General features: G+C 57.5%; 19 protein-coding genes. 9 read left to right on the plus strand and 10 right to left on the minus strand.

The features are described 5' to 3' along the window. Positions 1-7 precede the first annotated feature (7 nt). From HFN16_RS04215 to HFN16_RS04230, 4 genes are all read right to left on the minus strand, one after another. Positions 8-2,014: a DUF6785 family protein gene (locus tag HFN16_RS04215; protein ID WP_168889513.1), complete on the minus strand. Its 2,007-nt coding sequence runs from the start codon at positions 2,012-2,014 to the stop codon at positions 8-10. Continuing rightward, positions 2,011-6,930, minus strand: coding sequence for an FtsX-like permease family protein (locus HFN16_RS04220; RefSeq protein ID WP_247648437.1), 4,920 nt, complete (start codon positions 6,928-6,930; stop codon positions 2,011-2,013). The genes HFN16_RS04215 and HFN16_RS04220 overlap by 4 nt, the downstream gene beginning before the upstream one ends. Before the next feature lie 231 nt (positions 6,931-7,161). After that, positions 7,162-7,932, minus strand: a complete 771-nt coding sequence (locus HFN16_RS04225; RefSeq protein WP_168889515.1) for an ABC transporter ATP-binding protein — start codon at positions 7,930-7,932, stop codon at positions 7,162-7,164. 65 nt (positions 7,933-7,997) lie between these two features. Then, positions 7,998-8,702 carry an FtsX-like permease family protein gene (locus tag HFN16_RS04230; RefSeq protein ID WP_247648438.1) on the minus strand — a complete coding sequence of 235 codons (705 nt, stop codon included), beginning with the start codon at positions 8,700-8,702 and terminating at the stop codon, positions 7,998-8,000. A 242-nt stretch (positions 8,703-8,944) separates the two neighbouring features. Here HFN16_RS04230 and HFN16_RS04235 point away from each other — a divergent pair, with 242 nt between their 5' ends. Both HFN16_RS04235 and HFN16_RS04240 read left to right on the plus strand, forming a co-directional pair. After that, entirely contained in the window at positions 8,945-10,204 is a 1,260-nt protein-coding gene (locus HFN16_RS04235) for a hypothetical protein (protein WP_168889516.1), read from the plus strand. Positions 10,205-10,219: 15 nt separating this feature from the next. Further along, positions 10,220-10,984 (plus strand): hypothetical protein, encoded by a 765-nt coding sequence (locus tag HFN16_RS04240; RefSeq protein WP_168889517.1) that lies wholly within the window; start codon positions 10,220-10,222, stop codon positions 10,982-10,984. Here the strand turns inward: HFN16_RS04240 and HFN16_RS04245 are convergent. Together HFN16_RS04245 and HFN16_RS04250 are read right to left on the minus strand one after the other, a co-directional pair. Beyond that, the gene (locus HFN16_RS04245; RefSeq protein ID WP_168889518.1) at positions 10,981-11,745 is read right to left on the minus strand and encodes a DUF2334 domain-containing protein; all 765 of its coding nucleotides are present in this window, start codon (positions 11,743-11,745) and stop codon (positions 10,981-10,983) included. The genes HFN16_RS04240 and HFN16_RS04245 overlap by 4 nt on opposite strands. Positions 11,746-11,792: 47 nt before the next feature. Next, a complete protein-coding gene (locus HFN16_RS04250) occupies positions 11,793-12,686 on the minus strand; it encodes a LysR family transcriptional regulator (RefSeq protein WP_168889519.1) in 894 nt (297 codons plus the stop codon). 112 nt (positions 12,687-12,798) lie between these two features. Between HFN16_RS04250 and HFN16_RS04255 the strand changes: the two genes are divergently transcribed. The 4 genes from HFN16_RS04255 (at position 12,799) to HFN16_RS04270 (ending at position 16,087) form a co-directional block, all read left to right on the plus strand. Further along, positions 12,799-14,037 carry an amino acid permease gene (locus HFN16_RS04255; protein WP_168889520.1) on the plus strand — a complete coding sequence of 413 codons (1,239 nt, stop codon included), beginning with the start codon at positions 12,799-12,801 and terminating at the stop codon, positions 14,035-14,037. Between the two features lie 103 nt (positions 14,038-14,140). After that, positions 14,141-14,512 carry a hypothetical protein gene (locus HFN16_RS04260; RefSeq protein ID WP_168889521.1) on the plus strand — a complete coding sequence of 124 codons (372 nt, stop codon included), beginning with the start codon at positions 14,141-14,143 and terminating at the stop codon, positions 14,510-14,512. A gap of 88 nt (positions 14,513-14,600) precedes the next feature. Further along, entirely contained in the window at positions 14,601-15,446 is an 846-nt protein-coding gene (gene dapF, locus HFN16_RS04265) for a diaminopimelate epimerase (protein ID WP_168889522.1), read from the plus strand. Positions 15,447-15,580: 134 nt separating this feature from the next. Continuing rightward, positions 15,581-16,087 (plus strand): cache domain-containing protein, encoded by a 507-nt coding sequence (locus tag HFN16_RS04270; RefSeq protein ID WP_168889523.1) that lies wholly within the window; start codon positions 15,581-15,583, stop codon positions 16,085-16,087. A 59-nt stretch (positions 16,088-16,146) separates the two neighbouring features. Here HFN16_RS04270 and HFN16_RS04275 read toward each other — a convergent pair whose 3' ends face one another. After that, positions 16,147-16,482 (minus strand): carboxymuconolactone decarboxylase family protein, encoded by a 336-nt coding sequence (locus HFN16_RS04275; protein ID WP_168889524.1) that lies wholly within the window; start codon positions 16,480-16,482, stop codon positions 16,147-16,149. Between the two features lie 376 nt (positions 16,483-16,858). Continuing rightward, entirely contained in the window at positions 16,859-19,387 is a 2,529-nt protein-coding gene (locus tag HFN16_RS04280) for an ABC transporter ATP-binding protein/permease (RefSeq protein WP_168889525.1), read from the minus strand. A gap of 142 nt (positions 19,388-19,529) precedes the next feature. On the opposite strand from HFN16_RS04280, the gene HFN16_RS04285 reads away from it, so the two are divergent. From HFN16_RS04285 to HFN16_RS04295, 3 genes are read left to right on the plus strand one after another with little or no spacing between them, the layout of a single operon-like run. Continuing rightward, positions 19,530-21,668 carry a SpoIIE family protein phosphatase gene (locus HFN16_RS04285; RefSeq protein WP_168889526.1) on the plus strand — a complete coding sequence of 713 codons (2,139 nt, stop codon included), beginning with the start codon at positions 19,530-19,532 and terminating at the stop codon, positions 21,666-21,668. Between the two features lie 3 nt (positions 21,669-21,671). Continuing rightward, positions 21,672-22,118: an ATP-binding protein gene (locus HFN16_RS04290; protein WP_168889527.1), complete on the plus strand. Its 447-nt coding sequence runs from the start codon at positions 21,672-21,674 to the stop codon at positions 22,116-22,118. A 20-nt stretch (positions 22,119-22,138) separates the two neighbouring features. Then, the gene (locus tag HFN16_RS04295) at positions 22,139-22,465 is read left to right on the plus strand and encodes an STAS domain-containing protein (RefSeq protein WP_348771084.1); all 327 of its coding nucleotides are present in this window, start codon (positions 22,139-22,141) and stop codon (positions 22,463-22,465) included. A 356-nt stretch (positions 22,466-22,821) separates the two neighbouring features. On the opposite strand, the gene HFN16_RS04300 is transcribed toward HFN16_RS04295, so the two are convergent. Both HFN16_RS04300 and HFN16_RS04305 read right to left on the minus strand, forming a co-directional pair. Continuing rightward, positions 22,822-23,997, minus strand: coding sequence for a class I SAM-dependent RNA methyltransferase (locus tag HFN16_RS04300; RefSeq protein ID WP_168889529.1), 1,176 nt, complete (start codon positions 23,995-23,997; stop codon positions 22,822-22,824). 17 nt (positions 23,998-24,014) lie between these two features. Then, complete coding sequence (locus HFN16_RS04305; protein WP_210772230.1) at positions 24,015-25,307, minus strand: hypothetical protein; 1,293 nt, start codon at positions 25,305-25,307, stop codon at positions 24,015-24,017. Positions 25,308-25,589 lie beyond the last annotated feature (282 nt).

Raw genomic sequence — 25,589 nt, forward strand, 5'->3', positions numbered from 1 at the left:
TATTCAATTACAATGGAAACACATTATAGCTCTGGTCGCTCATCAGTCCTATGACCGCATAAATGCCGCCCATCAGGAAGTCACCGAGGATCAATCCGATGAACAGGAAGCGGACGCGGTTGAACAGCGCGGTACCACCGTAGTGAAGCACCAGATGGTTGCACAGCCAACCGAGGAAGAACGGGAACCAGAGAATTTTCATGCCCGCGGAGTAGGCCACCAGATATCCGAGCGGATGGAGCGGCCACCACGGGAACTTGTAGTAGCAGAAGATCAGCAGGAACATGACCATGGCTCCGGCCCCGGCATAGACCATGGTCCAGTAGTTGGGACCAACGGGCTGGTCCACGAGGCGCTGGGCGTTCTCGTAGTTGGCGAGCACTGTCTGGGTTGCCCATTCGAGGCCGAGTTCTCGCAGGCCGTATTTGTAGCCGAGGTAGAGCATGGTGACAAAGGCCGTCGCCAATGCCAGCACCAGGGATAGACCGATGGCGGTCAGCACGAGATTGCGACGCCCTGCCTCCTGATGGATTTTCGCGCCGTGGAATAACGTGGGGGCCACGGCCTCACGCACATCGAGGAACATCACCTTCTGCATAATAGCGGTGGCGGCCATGCCCACGGTGCCGAAGAAACCGGTACCGAAGAAGCCCATGAGGGCATCGGACGGGGCCGCGGTCAGAGTGAAGTACGGCAGGCCGCCCTGACACACGATGCGGCTGGTCACGAGCATGACGATCACGAACATGATCGGCAGCAGTAACGCGGCAAAGAAGGGCAGGCCAAAGAACCAGCACCAGCCGGACAGGGCGATCATGCCGAGGCACAATCCCCACAACGGCCAGATGGGCGGCGACCACTCTGCCGGAGTGACGTCGAATTTCCCTTTGTTCCCCAGATTCGCGCTGCGGCATTCCGGGCGAAGAATACAGGTGAACGTCTCCTTGAGATGGTGACGGGCCAGCCAGACAAGGAAAAGGAAAAAGATGATGTACGAGCCAATGGTCTGGGCCCCTTCGGGACGAGCCAGATCCGGACCGAGGGTAGTGCCGAGCGCGGCCTCGGGCAGTTGCCAGCCGAGGACGTAGAGCAGGCCGAACAGCAATCCGCCCAACAGGTAGAACACCCACATGGAGAAGGAAATCTGGCGGGTGGTCAGGAAGGCGAAGCCGATAAAGGCAGGCACGATGTACAGTTTCAATTTGTAGAAGCCGGAGAACAGACCGAACTTCGGGAAATAGGTACCGGCCAGAATCAGGGTCGGCATCTGCGGCACGGACGGATAATAGAAATTGAGACCGTTGAGCAGATGCAGTGCTCCGGCAAAGATCAAACCGATGAGCAGATACCGATCAGACCACCACGACACGAACCGCTTCTGGTCCAGCGCCTCGCCCATCAGGACCGGGACGCGCACCAACGGGAAGAGCACTCGCTCGTTGACCACCCACTGGCGGCCGAAGAGGACCATGAGGCAGACCATGACGAAGAACGCGCCAAGGATGAAGAAGGCCCAGACCGACAGCACGGGCAGCCACACGCCCCACGGAATGTTGGCCAGCACCTGCATGACGGTCATGTCGCGCCCGCCCTTGAGCCCTTCATAGAAGCCATTGACCGCAGCAGCCGAGTTCGGGAACCACGCATCAGGCAGCAGTGGCGTCAGAACTTCGGTCCAGCGATAGGCGTCCTGCGCGAACCGCTCGGGGGCGGTGATGTTGACGAAAAAGGTTTCGGTGAGCCCGGCGTAGCCGATGGCCGAGAACAGGACCATCATCAGCCAGACCACCAGCAACTCCACACCAGAATAAAACGGCGGGCGCTTGGTCAATCGCGAGGCGACCGCATCTATCACGAACATCCACGCGATGATGAAAAACGGAGCCAATGGAAAATGCCCACCGCCCAACGGCGTGTTGTGCAGGATGGTATTGTTGTAGGGCGTGAAGACGCACAGGAAGAGGCCGAGCATCAGCCCGGTCAGGAGCGCGCGGAGACGGAGACGTCCGTTCATGCGGGCACCTCCTTGTCTTCTTTATTGCCATTCATCACTGCTTCGATGTGATTATTCATATCTTCGGCATAGCTGGTCACGGCCTCGTCATCGAGAGATCTCCATGCCAGCAGTTGTTTTCTCAGGTCATTGAGGAAGTTCTTGTTCAGGTTCTCCCACGCATTGAGCTCACCCGCTTCGCGGTGGATAATCACACGTACCTGACGGAATCCCTTGTAAATATCAGACGGGCAGAAGACGAGCTTGACCTTCTGGCGCACACCGAAGTCAAACGGCGCGAGCCAGACGCGCAAGTCAATGGAGAAACAGAGGTCATCCGGGATCACATCCTGATCCATCAGCCCGGTCTTGAGGCCGGACCTCAGCTCTTCCTGCTCCAGATCAAGGAAGTTGCACTGCATGTCGTCAGTACAGAACGCGCCGTGGGAAACATCATGATGCGCCATGTAATACCGTCGCAGGAAGCCGCCCGCCGAAGCCATCTCCTTGAGCTTGATCAGGAAGGGCAGGACAACGATGAGCTCGTCGCCCTTGGCCTTGGGCATGGTCCACGACTTGTTCACGTCCGGAATGGCGATATTGGCCGCCACCTTGGCCGGATAGATGGCCGAGATCAGCACCACGCCGATGACCAGTATCATTGCGGCCACGCCTGCGGTGGAGGAATAGTTGGCGGTCATACCGGCCCACAGCGGTGTCCCGGCCAGTAGCGAGGACGATGTCTGGGCAAGCAGGTAGCCCACCACCACCGAGATGATGGCAAAGGCCAACGCCTCGGCAATGAACAGGAAGGCCACATGCGGCGGTGCCAGACCAACCGAGGTGTAGACCGCGATCTCGGGTTTGCGCTCATACACCGAGCCGATCATGGTGTTGAGCACGATGAGGATGGAAATGCCAAGCGGAATGAGGATGTTTGCCACGCCGGAATAGTTCACGGCATCGGACGCGAAATACAGCGACGTGCCCTCATCCGAGCCCTTGAACAGGAGCATGCCGAAACGGTCGCCCATGTCGCCACGCACGGCGTGACTTTCCGCATTGGGTTTGACCGCGATGCCCTTCAACTTGCCCGCAGGGAAGGAGAGCAGCGTCTTGGCAGGCACGAGAATCGTCTCGTAGCCCGGGATGTGCTGGTAACGGGATTCGGTGGCAACCACATCTTCACCGTCCTCAATGGCCTCGGCCTCCACTTCGGAGAGCTGGGTCGCGGCCTGGTTGGGGAAGACGATGGGCGTCATGGGCTCGCCATCCAGATCAGGGTTGTCGCGCAGCCCCTCGTCATCAAAGATGCCCACCACGGAGGTTTTGACGCCCCAGAGTTCCACTACGCGTTTCTCAGGATCATCCAGATCAACGCCAAGCTGCTCGGCGATTCGTGCCGGCAGCATCACGACAAACTGTTCATCCTCGTGGAACCAGCGCCCCTTGATCAGGATGCGATCAAGCCCACTCACCTGCGGCTCATGGGGAGACAGGCCGACCATGCCGCGGGCAGGGGCCTCATTGTCACCCAAGGTCACCGGTATGAGCGGCGCGCGGGATTTATCCGCCGTGAATCCGGTATCGAACCAGACACGCGGGGCCACCACGCCCTGCCCTTCAAAGGCGGTCTCCACGACGGACAACGCCTCGACAGGGACATCCTGCCAGTTGAAATACTTGAGCATCAGGCCGTCATAGGTGGCAGTATCGCTGAACTTTGCCCATCCCTTCTGGCGCACGGACTTGACCGTGGTGAAGTTCATGATGGTGAAGGTCAGGATGACCAGCGTGGCAAAGGTCAGGAAGGTGCGCACGGGACGCCGCTTCAGGTTGCCCACGCCCAGCACGAAGGCCGCGCCGAACGCAGCCGCCGGGCTGATACCCGTCAGCTTGATATGGGCGGACCGCTTCTGCAACTCCACCATCTCCCGCTCGAAGCGGAAGAAAATGATGAGCGACACGAGCAGCGACAGGGCCAGAATAAAAAACGCCAATATGACCACAAGCGGCGAATACGTCAGCTGGAAGGCCGGGTGGACCATGTAGACGATGCCGATGATACCGCCGAGGAAGCCGAGGAAGGCGGTGATGCGCTTCTTGATATCCACGAAGGAGAAGAACAGTCGCTCCATGCAGTACGCGAACGGGACAAACAGGGCCACATAGAAGAGCACGCCGACCAGCACGTCCTTCTGGGTCTTGTCCACGTCATTGTAGACCCGGCTCGCCTTGGACAGGGAGGCGCGGGCTGCTTCCACGAACTTGTCCCACTGCTTCTGCTCGCGGAACTCTTCTGCACGGACCAGATCATCATAGCCGAGATTGCGCAGATCGCGAATACGGTCATTGACGATGCCCTTGGACTCCAGACTGTCGATGCGCGGGCCGAGCAGCGCCCACATATCGCGGGCCGCCCGGTACTCGGTCAGCGGAATGACCGGCCATTGCTTGGCGATATAGCCCAGTCCCTGCGGGTGCTCTTCACTAGCGTTGAGCAGCAACACCTTCTTGTCGATGACCGTGTCGGACAGGGTCAGCTTGATGGGTGTATCCGGCTCAAGGAAGAGCGTCCCCAGCGTGGACCGGCGGGTGTCGAGACGGCTGTACCAGTAGCTGACCGGCGGCGCCTCGGTGCGGCCGTCGATGAGGTTCGGACGATAGAGGAACTTGAAGGTCCTCGGGTCGAACATGTCGAAAATCGTGGTCTGGGTGCAGGAGAACAGGATGAGATCCGTGGCCTGCACTTTGCGCTTGAGCTTGATGCGATAGGCGGGCTTGCCGGTCTTGGGCTTGTCGATGGCCCAGTCGGCCAGACCGGTCTCGTCATTGAACCGGAATGCCTCTATCACGGCCTTGTGATAACTCACCTTCCGGTTGGCGAGTCCCGGAATACGGAAGTTACCCGCGGTGTCCACCATTGCGTAGTTGCGGGTCATCCACTGGAAGGCCAATACGACCATTCCGGTGCCGGGACGGTCCGGGAAAATCTCACCCTTGCGGAGCAGATTGGCGCGCCCTTCCACGGTCACAAACTGGTTCTTGCTTCGCTCTCCCGCATTGTCGATCGGTTCGTTGGCAAGCGCCTGCATCAGGGATTTGACCAGCTCTCCCTGTTGCTTCATGTACTCGAAATTCATGCGCGACGGCTTATCATACGGCGTTCCCCACGCGGGGCGCACATCATGCACCGTGGCCAGCGTCAGCCCGGCAAAACCGGCCAGCGCCATGGGCTCGCCGCCCATCTCCGGACGATCCGGCAGATAGCTTTCCCACGCCCTTTTGCCGGGACGCAGGGTATCCTTGAACAGGTGCGCCAGACCGCTCCCCGAATCCTTGAGTTTCTTGACCGCGCCCTTGAATACGGTGTCGATGGGCCGGAAAAAGGCGGTGCGGTTCACATTGGGCTTGAGATCATTCAGGAAGCCTTTGTCAAAGCCGCCAATGCCGTCGCCGTGACTGGAAAGATACAGGGAGACATGGGCCGCGATGGACCTGTCACCGATAGCGTCACGCATCTCACGGGCGGACCGGATGTCATTCAACTGTCCGGTGGCGTCTTCAAGAATGGCTGCCTGATGGATGATGGCCGGGCTGACGAAGTCCATCAGCACGGCCCGCTCCTTATCGCCCAGCGGGAAATCAGCCACCGTGGAGTTAACCCAGTTGAGTCGCTTGAGCTGGATACGTCGGGCCGCCAGTTCCTTGATGCGGACCTGACGCTCTGCCTCTGTCAGCGGCTTGTGCTTGCCGTGCATTCCACGCTGGGGGCCACGCTGTTTCCGATGCATTTTACTGCTCTCGGGCACATTGTTGAGCAGTCTGAGCCGCATGAGCTCGTTGGTCAGGTCATCTTCGGCGTTGCGAGCCACTTGTTTGAGTGCGGCCTTGATGAGCGCACGATTGGTCTCGTCCGCCATCACGCTCTCGCCCAGCGGATCGCCTGAGCGTAAAATTTCCAGCACACGTCCCGCGTCCAGCACGCGCTTTTCCAGATCGGCCTTGCGTTCCTTCAGGTCTTTGCCCTTGGTCACCAAGGCCCACGCAAATTCGCGCATGCCAGCCTGTGCGCTCGACTTACCCGCCGAAGCCACCAGCATGACGGACCGTTTCGGTCGCTCCACCACATAGCTCGCGGCCATGTCCATGAGCGTGGCAATGGAGACGGCTTCATCTGCGCCCGGCGAATCGCCCGCCACCAGCGCGGTGGAATCGTAAAACGCCTCAACGATGACGGTCTGATTGGACAGCTCCGGGTCAGAACCTTCCACGAAGCAGTAAATATTATCTCCGCGAACATTCTCCCATCTGGACTGCGAGGTCAGCATCACGTCGCCCAGCGGCGCAGGTCCTTCCCGCAAAAAACCGGTGCCAAAGAGCGTCTTTGCCTGTTCGCGGGACATCCAGAACATGGGAAAGTCAACGGGAGTCAGCTCAAATTTGTTCTCGAACCGGGCGCGTGGCACTTCGCCGCCATCGCCGCCGCTGCCCACGAAGATCAGCGCCCTCGCGCCGAGCATGGCCGCGTTGTTCCAGTTCTTGCCCGAGTCCATGTCCATGAGCACCACAGAGCCCTGAACATCCATGCCGTTAAAATCGGCAACATTGCCCTGCCCGGCATACAACATTGGGCCCATGAGGCCCGGGGGAGTCACTGCGCCCGGCGACAAGGCATTGGACCGCAACTGTTTCAGGGCCACCTTGTGCCCGCCGCCACGGAGATGCAGTTCCGCGCCCGCAGGTACGGTCACCGGCACATGGAACGACTGACGGCCAATAAGGACCGAAGGAAACAATTTGCGAAATTCATTCTCCACCATATCGGCAGCGCGGGCCGCGCCCGGGGTGCCGATGGAGCGGTCGCCCAGCTCTGACAGGCGATGCAGAAATTCAAAGCCGTTGGCCTGAGCCGGGATGGCTGAGATGAGCGCCACAAGTAAAATCAGGATAGGAAGCCACCTACGGTGGCGATGTCGGGAGACTTCGCCTCCGGCGGCCAAAGGGAAAGACCCTTTGGAATCCCATTGTGGAGCCTGTCGGCTCCAAGGGTTTATTGTAAAAATCGGGTCAAGGGCGCGAGTCCTTGCGGGTGCAGGGCAGAGCCCGCTCCCCGAAGGGTCGCCGAAGGCCAAGCGCGAAGCGCCTCTTCCTCTTCTCACCATGCCTTACCCCTGTTCCCCTTTCTGGGGCTGACCGGTGAGCTTCTCACCGATACCGCCGATGGTGATGTCGAGTTCTTCGCGCCGTTCCACGCGATCCACCATGCCGTCGCGCACCCAGACCACACGGTCGGACACGTTGAGCATCTTGTAGTCGTGGGTCGCGGAAATGATGGTCACACCGCGCTCGTTGGAAAGCATCTGGAGCAGCTCGATGATCTCCTCACCCGTAGTGAGGTCGAGATTGCCTGTGGGCTCGTCCGCAAGAATGATGGACGGGTCGTTGGCAAGGGAGCGGGCCACGGCAACACGCTGCTGCTGACCGCCGGAGAGCTCGAGGGGCTTATGCTGAAAACGCTCGCCAAGGCCGACGAGCTTGAGCAGTTCGATACCCTTGTCCTGTGCATCGTCGGCGTTCATACCGGCGAATGTCATGGGCAGGGTCACGTTCTCAAGGGCCGTCATGACAGGGATGAGATTGAAGGTCTGGAAGATGTAACCGATCTTGCGGTTACGCAACCATGCGAGCTCGTAGGCGTCGAGCTGGGAGATATCCACCTCGTCGATGAACACCTTGCCCTCGGACGGCTTGTCCAATCCGCCGATCATGTTGAACAGCGTGGACTTGCCCGATCCGGACGGCCCCATGATGGAAACGTACTCGCCGGAGAAAATTTCGAGATCCACGCCCTTGAGGGCCTGGAGTTCCTGCGACCCCATTTTGAAGGTCTTCTTCACGCCGATAACACGGACGATGGTGCGTTTTTGTTCAGACATCTATTCTACCTTCAATTCCTTTATGACTGAGACTGGCCAACAGGTTTGGACATATTTTACCTGCCTCAGTGCTCCGCGCGAATGGCGTTGATGGGCTCCATGCGGGCCGCAAGAAGTGCGGGGTACAGTACGCCGATGAGGCTCAAAAGACATCCGGCTGCCGTGGCGATACCCACGGAACCTAACAAACTCCCCCATGACAGGAAGCCTACGGAATCCGCACCGAATCGAAGCAGATTGGAAAGCAGGGCAAAAAATGCACCCACCACGGAACCGATGGCTGCGCCAGCCAGCCCCTGCATGGCAGCTTCGAGCAGAAACAGCTTCAGGATCATGGAGTCGAGCGCGCCGAGGCACTTCATGACGCCGATCTCGGAGAAGCGTTCTGTCACGGACATGAGCTGGGCATTGATGATGCCCACCGTGCAGACGAGCAACGAAAGGATGACGATCCAGCGCTCCTTGGGCGACATGGAGACAATGCCGCCAGCCAGATCCACATCATATCCCGCCTTGGACAAGGTCCGCGCCGCCGCCTCGCCACCGCCCGCCAGCAATCCGGATGCAAAGTCCAGATTCACCAGCACGAAGGACAGAAACGACACGGCCAGCACCAGGCTGGAGACCGTGATCATGGAACGGAAAAACCGCACCTTCAGGCTTTTGAAGCTGATCTCCAGCGATTTGGAGAATGGCAGCGTGATGAGCCTGTCGATGCTCCCCTCGGGGCGATCCATAACGGAAGATTGTTCAGGGCCGGATGCGCCCATTGTTCACCTCTTGAATAACCGACTGAATTTCCACAGTCCCTTACAATAGGCCAGCGTGCTTTCACTTACAAGTAGTAATGAAGGTCAATTGGGTTAATTTTGGGCTGTGTGGCTCATTTATAACAATCCTAGACATGACTTTTCCCTACTGCGCAGGCTCGAACTCTATTTTTGTTATAGACTATTTTATATTTATTAAGTATCTGATTTTTTCACTCATCTGAATACACTGCGAGCTCCACGTGCTGACGAAACTACATGCCAACATCATCGCCATCGGGTCACTGATCATACTGATCGCCATCGCTGCCGGAGTCTTCATAGGAGGAGACACGATCATTCGAAAAACGCCCTATATCGGCGCGGCAAATGCGACGATGGACGGCAAGTATCACAGATTCATTGATGAGCTGGACAGCTTCAACGCCACGTTGAGAAACCCGGCAGAAGACCTCTCCGATCTGTACCGCATCGACGGCTTCAAGCTACATAATATCCTCCTGGATTTCCCACGAAGCGGCGTCTACTCGAATAAGAATAGAGAGCACATTCAGGATGAGATCTTCAAGCAGCGTCGCATCGCCCAGAATACCATCAAGGCCAACGACAACGCAGTGACCATCATCTGGTGGATGCTCAGGGTGCAGGCCTTAATCTTCTTCGTTGCCATCTTCCACACCATGGTGACCGGGCCTGTTCTGCGAAACAGCATTTTTGGTTTTCTTCGAAAATGGCTAGAACGGCTGCCCGCCTACATGCAGAACATGGCCTCCTATTTGTCCCACAGCTCCAGCTCCATCCTCATGACCATCGGCATCGGCGGTACTTTCCTCGGCCTGATCTTCGGCCTGAACCGCTCCATGGCCGAGATGGCCAACGGCTTCAACGTGGATGCCCTGTTCAGCGGACTGTCCATCTCCTTTACCAGCTCCCTCGCCGGTGTCACGTTCGGTTTCTTTGTGCGTATCGCCCAGCAGGCATTCGCCGGTCCCTCAGAGAGTGTCGAGTCCATCGTCGCAAAGCTGGATTCGCTGCACGCCAAAATCGAAAACACCGTCAAGGAGAGCGTGGTTGCGGCCATGACCAAAGAACATGAGGCCGCCTTTGCCTCGGTGGACGCATGCGGCATCGAGATCACCGAATGTCTGAACTCTCTCAAAGAGTACACCGCGACCATGAACGCCCACAGGCACACCATGGACAAGTCATGGAAAGAGGCTTCGGCCATTGCCCGGTCCACGGAGAAGCATGGCAAGAACATTGAGAAAATCAGCAATCTCCTCGAGCAGTCCCAACTGCCGCTCGGCGCCATGGTCAAAACCATCGCCGAATTCCGACAGGCTGTCCGAGACTCGACCAGCGCGCAACGGCTGTATGATCAGACAATACAGGAAGCCATGGAAAAACGTGTCAATAATAGCGACCCCATGGAGGATATTACATCCCGCCTCGAGGCTATTGAAAAAAGCCTGAACGAGATCGCCAAGCAGTTCGGCAATTAGGGTGAGCGGGACATCATGGAGAGGAGAAACAACGTTTGGATATGCCTTGCCGACCTGCTGGCCGGGATGATGGCGTTCTTCGTATTCGTCTGTGCAGGCGTGTACACTGACTATCTCGGCATGTCAGGACTGGTCTTTGGCGAAGTGGCAGAGAATCAAAAAAAGGCAGACAACCTCAAAACAAACCTCCCCGCCACCAACTCCACGAAAGTCACCATGAAAGGCAACGTCATCCGTTTTGCCGCCGACTACTTCAGGCCGGATGGGGCCATCATTTCCGACAAACAAAAGAACGAGCTGAATGCCATCATTATAAAAATGGACGAGGAACTGCGCCGCAAACGGCAGGAAGGCAATCCCTTTAAGGTCCTCGTTGTCGGCCACGCCTCGTGCAGCGGCACCATCAGTGAAACCGAACTGTGTACAGAAGCTGCCAGCCGTGGGCTGAAATGGGACGAGCTGGACAAACTCACCAAGGAAAACGAGCGATATGCGGCCCTCTTCCGTCACAACGCCACCCTTGCCATCAACCGTTCCTACGCCATTTTCAAATATATCTGGGACCACTCCGTAGAGGTGCCAATGAACGGCAGGAAGAACATACGGTATATCGGCCTGTCGGAACGGCAGGCTGCTGCGGGGCAAGGTGACCTGAAGTGCCAGAGTCGAGCAACCAACAGCACCGACAGTCAGAATATGACTCGGTCAGCCGAGGTATTTTTTGTTCGAGAATGGCCCAGAACCGTGGACTTTGAATCCACCGAACTCACATTCTACTAGATCGAACGCAGGGCCAATCCCTTGGCCGCCACCAACACCGCATCCAGAAAAACAAACGCCGCGTCATTCATCCGCTGGTGATGCAGCATCACGCCCACGCGGCCGGATTTTACGGCTTGCGCGAACTCGTCTATCAGGGCGTTCAAGCCCTCGGCAGGGTCGGCTTCGCTCCGGGTGTGCAGGTCCACATTGATGGGGATGTCGGGCAGAAAATCCGTGAGGGGCACCTTCTTCTGCTCTCCGGTGGACCGGGATACAGCGCGATAGCCCAGCTCCTGAAGGGCCTCGGCCGTGGCCGCGTCAAAGCGATTCCACGGCGGCGTGAAGACGGGCTGAAATTCGTCGCCCATGAAGGTACGCAGGCGTTCCATGCCCTTGGCGAGGTCCGCCTTCTTGGCAGACTTGGGACGGTCGGTTCCGAACTCACCTTTCTTGCCGGACTGCTGGTGGTTCACGTGCCGCCAGCCGTGCTGGTGCCAGATGAACATGCCGGAATCGCCCGCCCACTCCTTGAGGATTGCCCAGCGGGATTCGGTGAGCCACGCCGGGGTCACGGCCATGTGCAGGGGAATCTGGCGGGCAATGTGTATCTCCATCATCCGCTGGCAGTTGTTGCCGGGCACGGCGATATCATCGGCGCGAAAAAAGATTTCGGTTCCGGAGGGAGCACCAGACAGGATATCAGCCATGCGCGTGGCGGCAGCGGTCAGCTCTTGCTCTGATGCGAGCCAGCAGGGGGAGATGGTGGATTTGACGATCATGACAGCAACGGACTTATCACAGCAGGGTATGCCCTAGCCAGCGCAACCTAGGCGATAAGCTGCATCTCTCCCTGCCAGACCGAGCGCACCACCTCGCGGAACTCGCGCACGGGCGAGGTGTAGCCGCTGCCCGCCGGATAGGAGAGGCAGAGCGGCACCTGCAGGGTTTCCGGCCAGGCCACGGCATGTCCGTTTTCCACCAGCCGGTCCACATCGTCAATTCGCAGCACGGACACGCCAGCGCCTTCGATGACCAGCTCGCGCACGATGCCTTCATCCACGGCCTGGTTCACCGGGTTGACCTCAACCCCATAGGCGGACATGCGCTCGCGCACGGCCACATGAAACGGACAGCCATTAAAGGTATATACCCAGGGCAGCGCGGCAAGTCCTTTCCAGTCGCCCATCCTCACCTGATCCGCCATAGTCACCGGAATGGCGATTCCCAGCGTCACCGAGGTGATGAATTCATCGTGGATGCCCTCCTCGTTCCACATGCCGTAGCGAAAGCCCACCTGCATCTCGCCTGAACGCAGCTGTTCCGCCGTGGTGCGACTCTGGGAGACGATGAACGACAATTGCAGATTCGGCACGGTCACACGCATGCTCCGTGCCAGATCTGCCATGCGCAAAAAGGATGGATCAGAGTTCAATCCCACAGTCAGAGAGTTCTCCGGTCCGGCATGCAGCCGGGCGGCCCGCATCTTGAAATCTTCCAACGCCTGCACGGCATTGCGGGCAAGGGGCAACAGGTCTTCGCCTTCGGGCGTCAGCTCCATTCCACGCGCCTTGCGCACGAACAGGTCGAATTCGAGTTCCTCTTCCAGCATCTTGATCTGCCCACTCAAGGCAGACTGACTCAGGAAAAGGCTCTCGGCGGCGCGGGTCAGGTTCCCCTCAAAGGCCACGGCCAAAAAACACTGCAAACGTCGAATATCCATATTGTCCCCTGTGAAGCATTCGGTTTTCCCGAACCCTCTGTCTCACTATTCGAATTGGATTAATTATTCGCATTCCACGATACAGGAGAGAAATCAAGACAAGGACACCAATATGAACCAACGGAAAATCGGAACGCTCCCATTGTGTTGCATGATGATAGGCTCGGTCCTCGGCTCGGGCATCATCATTCTGCCGCCCCTCGCACTGGAGGCCGCAGGGCCGTGGGCCATTGTGGGCTGGATTCTGACCACGCTGTTCGGCGTGGCCTTTGCCTACCTCTTTGCCAAGGTCGGCTCCATGTTTCCGGGAGAAGGCGGGGCTGCCAGCGCAGTGGAACGTGCCTTTGGTTCGTCCGCCAAGCGGCTGGCCGCGTATACCCTGTCCGGCGCTGTCCTGTTCGGACCCGTTGCCGTCATCCTGACCATCGTGGAGTACCTTCCTCCCGCCATCAAACCCGCCACAGCCATGGGACAGGCCGGACTTGGCGCGGTCATACAGATGGTGTGCGCCCTGCTGGTCATCAGCGGCCTGCGCAACATGAGCCGCTTCACGCTGGTGCTTGCGACCACGGCCACGGCCCTGCTGCTGGCCGGCTCCGGCATGGTGTTCTTCAACTACATGGGTACTCCCGCTCCCCTGCCGTCCTTTGACGGACCGGCGTTCGGTTACACCATGCTCCTGCTCTTCTGGGCCGTGGTCGGCTGGGAAGTCGTGGGCAACTACGGCGGCGAAGTGATCGACCCCAAACGCACCATTCCCCGCGCTGCCATCATGGCCGCCGTGGTCATCGGCGTGGTGTCACTGGCCGTGGCGGGTGCGCTCCAGTACGGGCAACTGCCGCCCGAGGCCGGGCACGGAGTGTCTGCGCTGCTTTACCCCCTGTTCGGCTCGCTGGCTCCGTGGATCATGGGTGCGCTGACCGTGGCCCTGTGCACCACCACCTACCTCGTCATCATTGGCGCGGTCACACGACTCCTTGCACACCTCTCCCGCGAGACAGGGCTGCCGGACGCGCTGGACCGTCGCAATCGGCACAACGCACCGTGGGTGGGCATGCTTTTCTACACGGCAGTTCATCTCATCCAGTTCGTACTGGTGGGGTTCGGCGTTCTCGATCTGGCCGGGCTGGTGGCCATTGCCGATGGGTTCTTCCTCGCCAACGCCCTGCTCGGAACCCTTGCCGGGATCAAGCTGTTCACCTCGCCGTTGCCCCGGTTCGTTGCCACGCTGCTCTCCATCGGTGTCTTCATGGTCTTGCTCCAGTCGCACTGGCCCGTTCAGCTGACACTGATCGTCCTCGCCGCATTTGTCCTGCTGCGAGCCCGAAGACGCGCTTTGTCCGCGATATAGAGGCAGGGATTCCAAACCCTTGACAACAAACCCCTCTGTTGGTGCATAGTAGCCATGCTGGGAGGGTGCGCCTGCGCATTCACCCCAACAGCAGAGGGGGAACATGCCTTTTACCTGTAATGTCAAAATAATGGAGAGCTACCTCGCAGTAGCCGCCACCGGCACCCTAGCTTCGGTCCAGGAGGTCGAGGAATACGTGGCCTTTGTCCGCGAGCGTGCCAAGGCCAACAAGATCACCCGGGTATTGCTCGACGAGCGCAACCTCATGGACCAGCAGGACACCCTCGACGCCTATGACTTCAGCGAATCCGACTCGGCCCGCATGACTGCTCAGGAAGGCATTCGACTGGCTTCGGTCTGCCACCCCGACAACTACGAGATCAACAAGACGTATGAGACCCTGCTCCTGAACAGATCATTGGTGTTCAGAGTCTTCCTCGAAGAGAAGGAAGCCCTTGAGTGGCTTCTTTCCTGATCCCCTTTTGCCATTTCCCATTAATACACACATCGTATTGGACGATATTTAACGATTCATAATAGACGAAAAAAAACTCGGAGTGAATATGAGCATTTTCAGCACATCCATACCATTCTACAAAATGCAGGGCTGCGGAAACGACTTCGTGGTCATCGACAACCGCGAGGCCAAAGTAGCCGAAGCCGACATGGCTGACTGGGCTGTCAAAGTCTGCGCCCGCGCTTTTGGAGTATATGCTGACGGTCTGTTCTTCCTAGAGGAAACCGACGTCCCCGACCTTGACTACCGCTGGCATTTCTTCAATTCCGATGGTTCCCGTGCCGAAATGTGCGGCAACGCCTCCCGCTGCGCTGGCAAGCTCGCCCACGCCATCGGCCTCGCCCCGGCCGAACACACCTTTGGCACCGACGCCGGCCCCATCAAGGCCCAGGTGCTGCAGGACGGTCCGGACGCAGGTCGCGTCAAGGTCCAGCTCACCCCGCCCCAGGGGCTTGAGACCAACATCGAGATCGACGTGGACGGTGCTCCCCTGACCATTCACTTTGCCGACACCGGCGTGCCTCACGTAGTGGTTTTCGTCGAGGACATCGAGAACTACGATGTGAAGGGCATGGGCGCCAAGATTCGCTACCACGAGCATTTTGCGCCAGCCGGAACCAACGTCAACTTTGCCGAGGTAAAGGACGACGCCACCATGCTGCTGCGCACCTACGAACGTGGCGTAGAGGACGAGACCTACGCCTGCGGCACCGGCGCAGCCGCCACTCAACTGATAGCCAACACACTGGGCCTCACCGGTCCCAAAGCCGACCTCACCACCACGGGCGGCGAAGTGCTGACAATTTTCCTGGAAGACGGGAACGTATTTCTGCAGGGCGCTGCAGAGCTGACCTTCAAGGGCGAAATGTACCTGGAGGCACTCGGTCTGTAAGTTCTGTATGAGAGAAGAGAGATGAGAAAAGCCATTCCTTCGGGGATGGCTTTTCTCTTTGGTGACTTCGGATTATAATTTCTCAATTCTTTGGAAATGATATGTTTTATTATATGTCATTAAAGGAGCTGAGAATGCGCCGCGCCCTCTCACTATTGGGGATCACCCTACTTCTGATCCTGGCCATCGGACCAGTAAGGTCTGTTGCGGATGGGCTGCCAACTCGACAGAACATCGAGCTGGTCGTGCGGTCAACAGCAACAGGGCTGGGCGCACTCATGGAAGACATCTACGACCAGGATGAACAGATTGAAGCTATCCGTCGCTTCATCAGCCCCATCCGTTTCTTCAAAGATAATTCCGGGTATTTCTTCGTCTTTGACAGCACCGGCAAACTCGTTGCCCATGCAACCCAACCCGATGTTGTTGGTCAACGCCTGCAAGACATCAAGAACATTCAGGAACGTCATGCCGTCCGATCATTCGTCAATGTCGCAAAAAAGGGCGGCGGTTACGTCGAATACTGGTGGAAGAAGCCTGAGACTGGTATCTATCACGAAAAGATCAGCTTTATCGCGCCCATCCCCAATACGGACTTCTTCCTCGGTTCGGGCATCTACTTCTCAAGCCTAAGACCATAATCAGCACGACAAAAAAAGGCCGCCCCAACCGGGCGGCCTTTCCTTTTTCTTCTGCAAGCCTAATCGAACAGCTTGTCCACTTCCTCATAAATATACCGCATGTACATCATGCGGGGGGAGCCGCCCATGGCGACGGCCAGCAGGCCGGCATCGATGATTTCGTCCTTGGAGGCTCCGTTGGTAGCTGCGTTCTGCACGTGGAGCGAGATGCACATGTCGCATTGGGAAAGGATGGAGCAGGCGATCAGGATCAGGGACTGGTACTTCTCCTCAATGGCGCTGCCCTTTTTGATGGATGCGGTGAAGCCCTGATAGGCCTTGAACACGTCGCGACGGTTCTTGTTCATCTGACGGAAAAGCTCTGTCGCCTTTTCAGCGGGTTCTTGCTCAGACATGATGACACTCCTTTGGTTCATGGATCCGGTTCATGGCACACAAAAAAACCTCGGGCAGATATCTGCACGAGGTGTCATAGCATATTTGGGCGACCTTGAGTCGTATAATCTCTTCCTCTCGATGGGGTTTTCACTGGTCCCCGGCCCCGGAGCGCGGCTCCGGGGCCGAAGCCCTATGAGAGAGAGAGTCCCGATTTGGGTAAGGTTGGCCTACATGCAAAAAAAAGGCGTGTAAAGCGAAAAATCAATGTTCGTTTTGATTATTTTCCGACGAATTCTGTGCGTTTTCGCAAAAAAACAGCCGATATCGAGGGTTAGCGCCCGATATCGGCTGGTTTAAACCAGATAAAAAGCAAACGTTTTCCTGAGCTTTTTTTTACTCTTCCCGACCATGAATGAGGGTGTAGAGCGATCCCTTCTTCTCAAGAAGTTCGTCATAACCACCCTGCTCGACAATTTTGCCCGCCTTCAACACCACGATCTTGTCGTAGTAGGGGAGCATGTCGAGTCGATGGATGACAGCAAGGACCGTTGACTTGCCCTTCAGGTTATTGGTGATGATATTCTGAACGCGTCCCTGCGACTTGTTGTCGAGGGCGGCCGTGGCCTCGTCCAGAATGAGAATGGCGGGGTCCTTGAGGAACGTACGGGCCAGGGCGATCTTCTGGCGCTGTCCACCGGACAGGCGGTCACCCATGGAGCCGACTTCGAATTCCAGTCCCATTGCGGCCACCGGTTCCAGCGCGCCCTGCATGATCAGAGCCTGCATGATACGGTGGTTGATAACGTCCTCGGCACCGGGTTCCTCGGTACGAACGCGACCGAACAGGATATTATCCTTGATATTAATAGCGTCGATGTATTCGTCCCCTTCAAAGAAGGCGAAGGCGCCGGGGTAATCTTTGTTTACGCCGTCGATAAAGGTCTGGCGCGAATTGACCACACGGTTGGCAAAGCCCTTGTCCAGATCCACCTGACGATGGATGCCGGGGGTGAAGCCCAGTGCGAGCTTGAGAATGAGTCCCTTTTCCTCTTCACTGAGGGGCTCGCCGGAATCGAGTCGGTTGGCGACCTTCTGATATTCGCCGTACTCCGCCTCGGGGATGGGGGAGTTCCGGAACTGGGCATGCTCCGGCTCCGGTCCCATCTCATCTGTGACGATGCGGGCCAACGTCTCACCGAGCACGGTGATGTGTGCCATAAGCCCCTGCCGCTCAAGGAAGTCGCAGAACTTCGGCTGAGTATGCAGGTGCTCGGGATCGAACTCTTCGCTGATGGCCGCGCCAAAGGCGATATTTTCGGCCACAGTCATGTACTGGCAGTAGTTCGCCACATCAAAGAACTCGATGTACTCGGCCACGTCGGCGTACATTCCGGCCTGCCCTTCCTGGAATTCGCGGCGGGCTTCCACCACGGACGCCTTGAGGTCCGAATGGTTGTCGTCCGACAGCTTGGAGCGCAGCGCAAAGGCGAGAACGTCGGTGAACAGCCCCACCTGCTGGGTGAGCTTGATAAGCGTATCAAGATCAGGCTCGCCCCCGTTCTGGGTACAGGTGCCGCCCTGCATGGAAAGGGATTCGCAGGAGTAGAGCAGGTTCTCCTTGACGGTGCCGTCAAAGATGAACGGATGCTGGGCCACCATGCCGAGGTTGTAGGTCATGTCAGGTTTGGAGAGTTCACTCACCTCCTGACCGCCCACAAGGACCGAGCCACCCGTATACTTATATAGTTGCGCTATGCAGAGCGCGAGGGTCGATTTACCCGACCCGGAGAAACCGACCAGAGCGACATGTTCTCCACCTTTGACCTTCAGGGACACGCGGTCCAGCAGCTTGATGTTGCCGCCGACCACGAACGAGAGGTCCTTGACCTCAACATCGTTGTCCAGAACGAAGGGATCACGTCCTTCCACGGTCTGAGCGAACTCGGGAGCGTGGTCAAAGGCGCGCATGATCTGATTGTAACGAACCGAGCTGTCCTGATAGACCTGCCAGAATTCCATCAGCTCCTTCCACGGATCATAGAGCTTCTCATAGGCGGACAGGAAAGCAACGATGGCACCCACATCAAAGTGGCCCTGAATGGCGTAGTAACCACCGATGAGGAACAGGACAAAGGGTCCGAGGGACATGAAGAAATTGTTGATGAACTTGATGAAGAACTTGAGGGCGTTCTGCATGACAGTCGCCTTGTACAGCTCTTCGAGAACGTCCTTGAACCGCTTGCTTTCCAGCGGGATGGAGGCGTTGGAATGCACCTCATGCACGCCGGAAACGGCCTCGCCCACCAGCCCGGAGAGCTTCTGGGTATGCTGGATGCGGCTGCGGTTGGCGCGGCGGAAATACTTCTGGATGCGCGGCAGCACCATCAGCTCGATGGGATAGATGGCAATGGAGATCAGGCCGATGGTGGGGTTCAGGTGAATCATGTACCCGGCCATGGCAAAGAAGGTCAGGATATTGACCACAGGTACGGCCACGGCCTGTCCGATGAAGGTGGCCACCGGGATGAACTCGGTGATGATGTAGGAGATGACATTACCGGGAGAAGTACGACGGTAGAACTGGATGGGCAGGGAAAGCAGGTGTTCGTATAGCCGCTCACGAATCACCTTGAGCGCCCGCTCACCGATGTAGACCTGCATGTAGTTGATGACCAGCTTGAGGATGCCCGCGAGGGTCACAGCCCCGAAGTAGAGGGCGCAGTATTTATACAGCGCCGGCAGGTCTTTCATGCCGATGGCTTCGTTGATAATGCGTTTCTGCATCTCAAGGGGCAGAACACGCATGGCAACCGTGACCACGATGATGGCAACCACAGCCAGCTGCAGGTGAAGATTCTTGAACAGCACCCATGAATAGAGTGATGTTTTGGTAATTCGTTTGGTATCGTTTGGATGCGGCATATTGATTCCGTGGATTGGGAAGTTTGATTACCCATTAAGACATAAACGGAACTGCCCTTTTTTCCAAGCCCAATTATATTAATGATACAGAATGTGGACATTTCCCACGCACATGTGATCATATCACCAGCGAGGCGACCGCATGAAAATATCCATCCGCATCAAATTCTTCATCGTACTCCTGGCGTTCAGCCTTGGGCCGATTCTTATTTCACGCGGTATTGTCGGCGGCGCAGCCGAAAAAGTTGCGAACAGAATCAGCAGTGATACCCGGACCGAACTACTGGACATCGTCAGCACCGAACTGGAGCTTAATGCCCTGTCCCTGCTCTCACTGCTGGAGGCCAAAGGCGAATCCTTTGCCCTCGGCACCCTGATGCTCGCCCAACAGGCGGAGATCTCCCTGAACAAAAACACGCCTGCCTCCAAGGGCAAGCCATTTTTCACCGGAGACTACATGGGCATGGGCGACAAGCCCTCCGACATGGCCCCCTCCGAAGACTATCCGCTGAACACGCGTTCCGGCCGGACTCGCCCCATGAACATCAGCCTTGAGCACAGCGCATTTCTTGTCCCGGCCCAGCAAAGTACCAGCCTGTTCCTGGACGAAGCCCGCCAGTTGATGACGCTACTGCCCACCCTCAAGGACCTCCGCAACACTCAGCAAAGCTCCGCCAACTGGTACAACGTCGCGCTGGAATCGGGCCTGCTCATGACCTACCCCGGTCACGGCCGATTCCCCATGAATTACGACCCGCGCGAACAGGACTGGTATACACGGGCCATGCGAGAGCCCAACAACCAGGTGGTGTGGGTCTCCCCCCGCATAGATCCTTCCACCCGACGCGCCGTGACCACCGCCAGCCTCGCCATCCGCGACAAGGACGGCGCTCCCCTCGGCGTGGTATCCATCGACATCCCCATCTCCGCCATCATCGGCGCGGGTGACCTCAAGGCCCGTTGGAGCAAGTCCATCCAATCCTTCATGCTCGTCCGCTACCCCGGTGACATTGTGGCCCACGACGGCCTGCTCATTGTAGCGCAGGAATCCTACGGCGAGGGCGGCAGACGGCACTGGATGTCCGGCATCGAGCCCGAGTGGATGGAGTCCAATGATCCGATCAAGTTCAAGAAATTGCTTGTTAAGATGAAAGAGGAAAAGAGCGGCCACATGCGCCTGCCCTACAAGGGGGAGGAATCCCTCTGGGCCTACGCCTCCAATGACGACTTCTCCTTCCTGCTCATCACGCCGGAATCCGTGGTTGCCAAGCTCCCCAACGAGATGGCTGATGCGGTAAAGGGCCTCACGGCTCGTTTGCGCAACATTTCCTCCATCATCTCCGGCGTCATGCTCATTATCGTCGGCCTGATCGCGTGGTTCGGCTCCCGGGCTACAACCAAGCCCGTCATGGCCATGGCAGAACAAGCCAAGCGCCTTGCTGACGGGGATTTCTCAGTCCGCATCAATTACACCACCGGAGACGAACGCGACGAGCTGGTCAACGCTTTCAACGACATGGTTCCCAAGCTCAGGGAACGCATGAGCATGCGCCGTGATCTACAGCTGGCCCAACAGGTGCAGGAGCTCCTGTTGCCGAGCAAGCACCCCACCCTGTCCGGCTATGATCTGGCCGGGGGCATCTCCTTCTGCGACCAGACAGGCGGCGACTACTACGACTTCATCAAGGCGGACAACGACTCCACACCCGCTTTGGGCGTCGTGCTCGGCGACGTCTCCGGACACGGCGTGGCATCGGCTCTGCTCATGGCAACGGCCAGAGGCCAGCTTCATTCGCTGGCGGGCTCACCTTTGTCACCAAAGCAACGCATTCGTGCGATCAATAACGTCATCTCGCGTGATATGGACGGCACGGGCCGATTCCTGACGCTGTTCTACATCCGGCTTCTGGAAGACTGCTCGACCCTGCAGTGGGTTCGTGCCGGGCATGATCCCGCCTTCCGTTACAATCCGGCCACGGACACGTTCTCCGAGCTGAACGGCGAAGGATTGCCCATCGGCGTACTGGAAGGATTCGAATACGAAGACTACGAGACGCAGCTCGAATCCGGCGAAGTATTATTGCTGGCAACAGATGGCGTATGGGAAGCCCGCAACGCAGACGGCGAAATGTTTGGCAAGCAAAGAATACTTGCCATCATCAGGGAGAATGCGCATATGTATGCAGAAGAGATTCGTTTGGCGCTGATGAAAGCTGTGGAGGCTTTCCAGGCCAACGGACAGGAAGACGACATCGCCGTTGTCGTCATCAAGAAGGATTGAGAAGTGCCTGAAAAAGTCATTTCATTCCGGATGACCAACAAGCAGAACTGCTTCAAATGCTTCCAGCCCAAGGTGGAAACATTTGGCGCGGAGGTTGGTCTTGCGCCCAAGATCGTCTTCCATCTCACGCTGGTTCTCGACGAGCTCGTCACCAACATCATTGATTACGGATACGCCGACTTCGATGAGCACCCCATTGACGTGACCATCGGTTATGATGATCCGATCATCACCATCCGCCTCGTGGATGACGCCGAGCCTTTCAACATACTTGAAGCGCCGGAGCCGGAGCTGGACAAGCCCCTGGAGGAACGTGACCGCCAGATCGGCGGCATGGGCGTCCACCTCGTCAAGAATATGGTCAAACACATTGATTACCAGCGCAAAGACGGCAAAAACATACTGACACTGACTAAAGACACCAGCAGCGCACACTGCGCCAAGGGATAGAACGGAGGTACACTGTGGCTATGATAGAATCCAAGGAAAACGGCATCACCATCCTGGCCGTGGGCGGCAATCTTGACGCCGAGGGCACTCAGGCAATGGAGGAAAAGGTCGTGGGTCTGCTGGAGAGTGGCGAGACCAGTCTTCTTTTTGATTTTTCCGATCTCGACTACATCAACAGCTCCGGTCTCCGCGTGTTGGTGCTCGCTTACCAACGTCTGAAGAAGTCGTCCGGCAAGGTCGCCATCTGCGGCATCAAGGACTACATTCAGGAAGTCTTCGAGGTCTCCGGCTACGACAAGATTTTTCCCCTCTACCCCAACAAGAACGACGCTCTTGGTGGGATGTAGACTCGGCTTCGTATAGCGGCGCATCTGCGGCGTTAAGTGAATTGTAGGTGAGTCTTCGAACCCTACAAGATCTTATGCCTCAGGTATGCCGGTCTCGATTTGATGCTCGACGTAGCGCTGCTACGCCACCACTCAAATCGTGCCCGTCGCCTTGCAGCTGCATCACTCTCCGAAGCCTCACGGTGTACGTGAGTTGTCTATGAACATCAAAAGACCAAGCTCTTGGGAGCTTGGTCTTTTTTCTTTACGCAAAACAACTTTGAGCGAAGCGAATAATGGGATTCCAAAGGGTATAGCCCTTTGGCCGTCGGAGACGAAATCACCCGACAATCGCGCCGAAGGCGCATCATCTTATCTTACTTATTCTTCCGCGTCCCTTCGTACAGCTCGTATTCCAACAAACGGCACTCGATCTTGGCGTTGTAGAAGATGCGACGACGCTTGGTGCGTAACCCCACCTGCTTGGCGAGGTTGGCGTTGCCGGTAAAGATAAAACCGGTCTTGCCGCCGCAGTGCTGCTTGAAGAAATCGCCGATACGCTCGTAGACGGGACCGAGCTTCTGCTCGTCACCGAGTCGCTCACCGTATTCAGGGTTGAGCATCACCAGACCGGGCCCCTCAGGCACTTCGGTGTCGGCAAAATCACAAACCGAGAACTCGATGAAATCGCCGACTCCGGCGATGCGGGCGTTGTCGCGGGCCGCTTCAATGGCCTCAGGATCATGGTCGGTGGCGATGATGCGCCCCTTGAAATCGGGGTTCTCGGCATCTTCTGCTTCGTCGATCATCTCGTTCCAGCGCGCCTCGTCATAATCCACGAGGGACATGAAGGCGAAACGGTCACGGAGCAAACCGGGCGCACCGTGGATAGCCATGAGCGCGGCCTCGATAGCCAGCGTTCCGGCACCACACATGGGCGCGATGAAGTGGGCATCCTGCTTGACGAGCTCGGGCCAGTTGCCTGCCAGAATACAGGCGGCTGCCAGAGTCTCCTGCATGGGCGCCTTGTGCGGGCGCTTGCGGTAACCGCGACGGGGCAATGGCTCGCCCGTGGTGTCGAGATAGAGGGTGGCGCGGGTGCCATTCCAGTAGAGGAAAAGGCAGACGCCCTTGGTCTCTGGACCGGAGTCGGGACGAACGCCGGAGCGGCTGGTGAAATAGTCGGCCACCGCGTCCTTGACCTTGAGAGCGGCGAAGCGGGAGTCGTTCACCTCGGTGTCGCGGATCACGGCATCCACGCGGAAGTAGCCGTCCTTGCGAATGTAGTCGCTCCACTGGACCTCATTGACCTCACGATACAGATCGTCGGGACCGACGGCCGTGAAACGTTTGAGCTCGTAGAGTACACGGTGCCCGGTGCGGCACCAGAGGTTGAGTGCCATACACTCTTCAAGGCTGCCGGAGAACTCCACGCCAGCATCCAGCGGACGGGTGTTCATGATGCCGAAGCCGTTGAGCTCGGCCTCCAGATACTCAGGCATGGCCTTGGGACAGGTGACAAGGATAGGGGCGTCTTTCGTAAATGTGGACATAATGAAATTTGGTTTTGTTACAGGGGTCGGAGACTCCAGTCGTCGCTGGAGGCATCCGGGGATTCCACGGAACGGGCCTCTTCGTCAAATATAAATTCATCGGATTCACGACGGGTGCTGAGATATTCACGAGGCGCGGAGAGGGCCAGAATGAATCCGAGACAGATGGCGATGGCCTGTGCGGGGTCATAAATCAGGGGTGTGGTCATACCCTGAGCAAAGAGCGCGGCCACCAACCCTGCGCCCATGCGAGTGAGACGACGAAACAGCAATATAAATAGAATCAGCAGGAGAAGCAGCGGAACAGCCAATCCCCATGCAAAGAGAAGTCGCAGCCAGAAGGAGGGCACCTCCGTAAGATGCACACCGAGCACGGCAGGCTGTCCGGTGGCCGCTTCCCAAATGGCGCCCATGCTGACCGGGAACTTGACGGGCAGCGGCTGATCAATGGGGAACCCAGTGAACAAGAAGGGATGGCCTTCTGCGGCCAACCGCATGGCTTCGACCCACAACCAGTAATCAGTATAACGCACCGCATCTGACGGTGAGGGCGGCAGGAAAAAGCTCCCGCCAATGAGCAAGGCACACAGTATAGCGTAAGCAAGACGCCAGCGGAAAAGGCCTCGCCCGAAACAGAGCACCACCCATGCCGCAGCGAACAGCCCGGTACGAGACAGGCAGAGCAGCAACCCGAGCATGGTCAACAAACGCCACCATCGGTTGCCCTGATCCGGCTCGGTGCACCCGCCCTCGTTGCTGCCCGGCTTGAGCCCGGCGCACAGGGCGACCAGCAGAAAAGCGGCCAGCACATCGGCATTGCCTATCCAACGTATGGCGGGCAACGACTGATACACAGCAGCCTCGGCAACCGAGTCCACTACGCAGAACAGACCGAGCAAACCGCCGAAACGCTGAAAATCAGCCCTGTCAGGCATGCCCATGGTGGACACCCACAGGCCGCAAAAGAGGAGAAAGACGAACGGAGAGAATTCCTTGAGATAGGGCAAATATGGCATGACCAGCGACAAAATGTCCGCCGCATAAAACACCATGCCTGCCAACATCAGGACAAACATCGCGAGCTTGAAAAAGAAGCCGCCGGAAGCAGCGTCCCCGGGACGGGGGCGATACATGGCCGAGAGCGTCCCCAATCCAGCCAGAAGCAACCAGGGAGCGACAGGGGTCACATTGCCGCTGCCACCGGTATAATGCGAAGCAGCGGTGCCAAGGGGGACGGCAACATAGGCCACGGCCAAGGGCACGGCTGTCAACCTGCCCCGTCCGGGCGTTTTACCTTTCACGCTCTCCATACGGTCCGTCAGTTACCCCTTTGCTGCGCTCAGGTAAAGGCACGACCTGCACGAGGAAAAATGACATCTTCAATTATTTCAGGGCCACTTTTTCTAACTTTTTGCAATTTTTACCCTTTTTTTGCATCGTTTTTACCCATGAAAAACACCTGAAATGATTAGCATTTTCGATCGCTCATTGACTCAATTACCACAACCCCTCTAAATATCTTGAAAACATTGTCCGATAAGTAAAAATGATGTATGGTGTCGATGCGTTATCCAGCTTCAGTGGAATGAGGA

Origin of the sequence: Pseudodesulfovibrio sp. zrk46, from assembly GCF_012516435.1 — a bacterium.
Taxonomy (GTDB): Bacteria; Desulfobacterota; Desulfovibrionia; order Desulfovibrionales; family Desulfovibrionaceae; genus Pseudodesulfovibrio.

What these genes read in the sequence shown, in the direction of transcription:
- HFN16_RS04215 (WP_168889513.1), bottom strand. Translation starts at nt 2,014, where the DNA reads ATGAACGGACGTCTCCGTCTCCGCGCGCTCCTGACCGGGCTGATGCTC.
- HFN16_RS04225 (WP_168889515.1), bottom strand. Translation starts at nt 7,932, where the DNA reads ATGTCTGAACAAAAACGCACCATCGTCCGTGTTATCGGCGTGAAGAAG.
- HFN16_RS04230 (WP_247648438.1), bottom strand. Translation starts at nt 8,702, where the DNA reads ATGGGCGCATCCGGCCCTGAACAATCTTCCGTTATGGATCGCCCCGAG.
- HFN16_RS04240 (WP_168889517.1), top strand. Translation starts at nt 10,220, where the DNA reads ATGGAGAGGAGAAACAACGTTTGGATATGCCTTGCCGACCTGCTGGCC.
- HFN16_RS04245 (WP_168889518.1), bottom strand. Translation starts at nt 11,745, where the DNA reads ATGATCGTCAAATCCACCATCTCCCCCTGCTGGCTCGCATCAGAGCAA.
- HFN16_RS04250 (WP_168889519.1), bottom strand. Translation starts at nt 12,686, where the DNA reads ATGGATATTCGACGTTTGCAGTGTTTTTTGGCCGTGGCCTTTGAGGGG.
- HFN16_RS04255 (WP_168889520.1), top strand. Translation starts at nt 12,799, where the DNA reads ATGAACCAACGGAAAATCGGAACGCTCCCATTGTGTTGCATGATGATA.
- HFN16_RS04260 (WP_168889521.1), top strand. Translation starts at nt 14,141, where the DNA reads ATGCCTTTTACCTGTAATGTCAAAATAATGGAGAGCTACCTCGCAGTA.
- dapF (WP_168889522.1), top strand. Translation starts at nt 14,601, where the DNA reads ATGAGCATTTTCAGCACATCCATACCATTCTACAAAATGCAGGGCTGC.
- HFN16_RS04270 (WP_168889523.1), top strand. Translation starts at nt 15,581, where the DNA reads ATGCGCCGCGCCCTCTCACTATTGGGGATCACCCTACTTCTGATCCTG.
- HFN16_RS04275 (WP_168889524.1), bottom strand. Translation starts at nt 16,482, where the DNA reads ATGTCTGAGCAAGAACCCGCTGAAAAGGCGACAGAGCTTTTCCGTCAG.
- HFN16_RS04280 (WP_168889525.1), bottom strand. Translation starts at nt 19,387, where the DNA reads ATGCCGCATCCAAACGATACCAAACGAATTACCAAAACATCACTCTAT.
- HFN16_RS04285 (WP_168889526.1), top strand. Translation starts at nt 19,530, where the DNA reads ATGAAAATATCCATCCGCATCAAATTCTTCATCGTACTCCTGGCGTTC.
- HFN16_RS04295 (WP_348771084.1), top strand. Translation starts at nt 22,139, where the DNA reads ATGATAGAATCCAAGGAAAACGGCATCACCATCCTGGCCGTGGGCGGC.
- HFN16_RS04300 (WP_168889529.1), bottom strand. Translation starts at nt 23,997, where the DNA reads ATGTCCACATTTACGAAAGACGCCCCTATCCTTGTCACCTGTCCCAAG.
- HFN16_RS04305 (WP_210772230.1), bottom strand. Translation starts at nt 25,307, where the DNA reads ATGGAGAGCGTGAAAGGTAAAACGCCCGGACGGGGCAGGTTGACAGCC.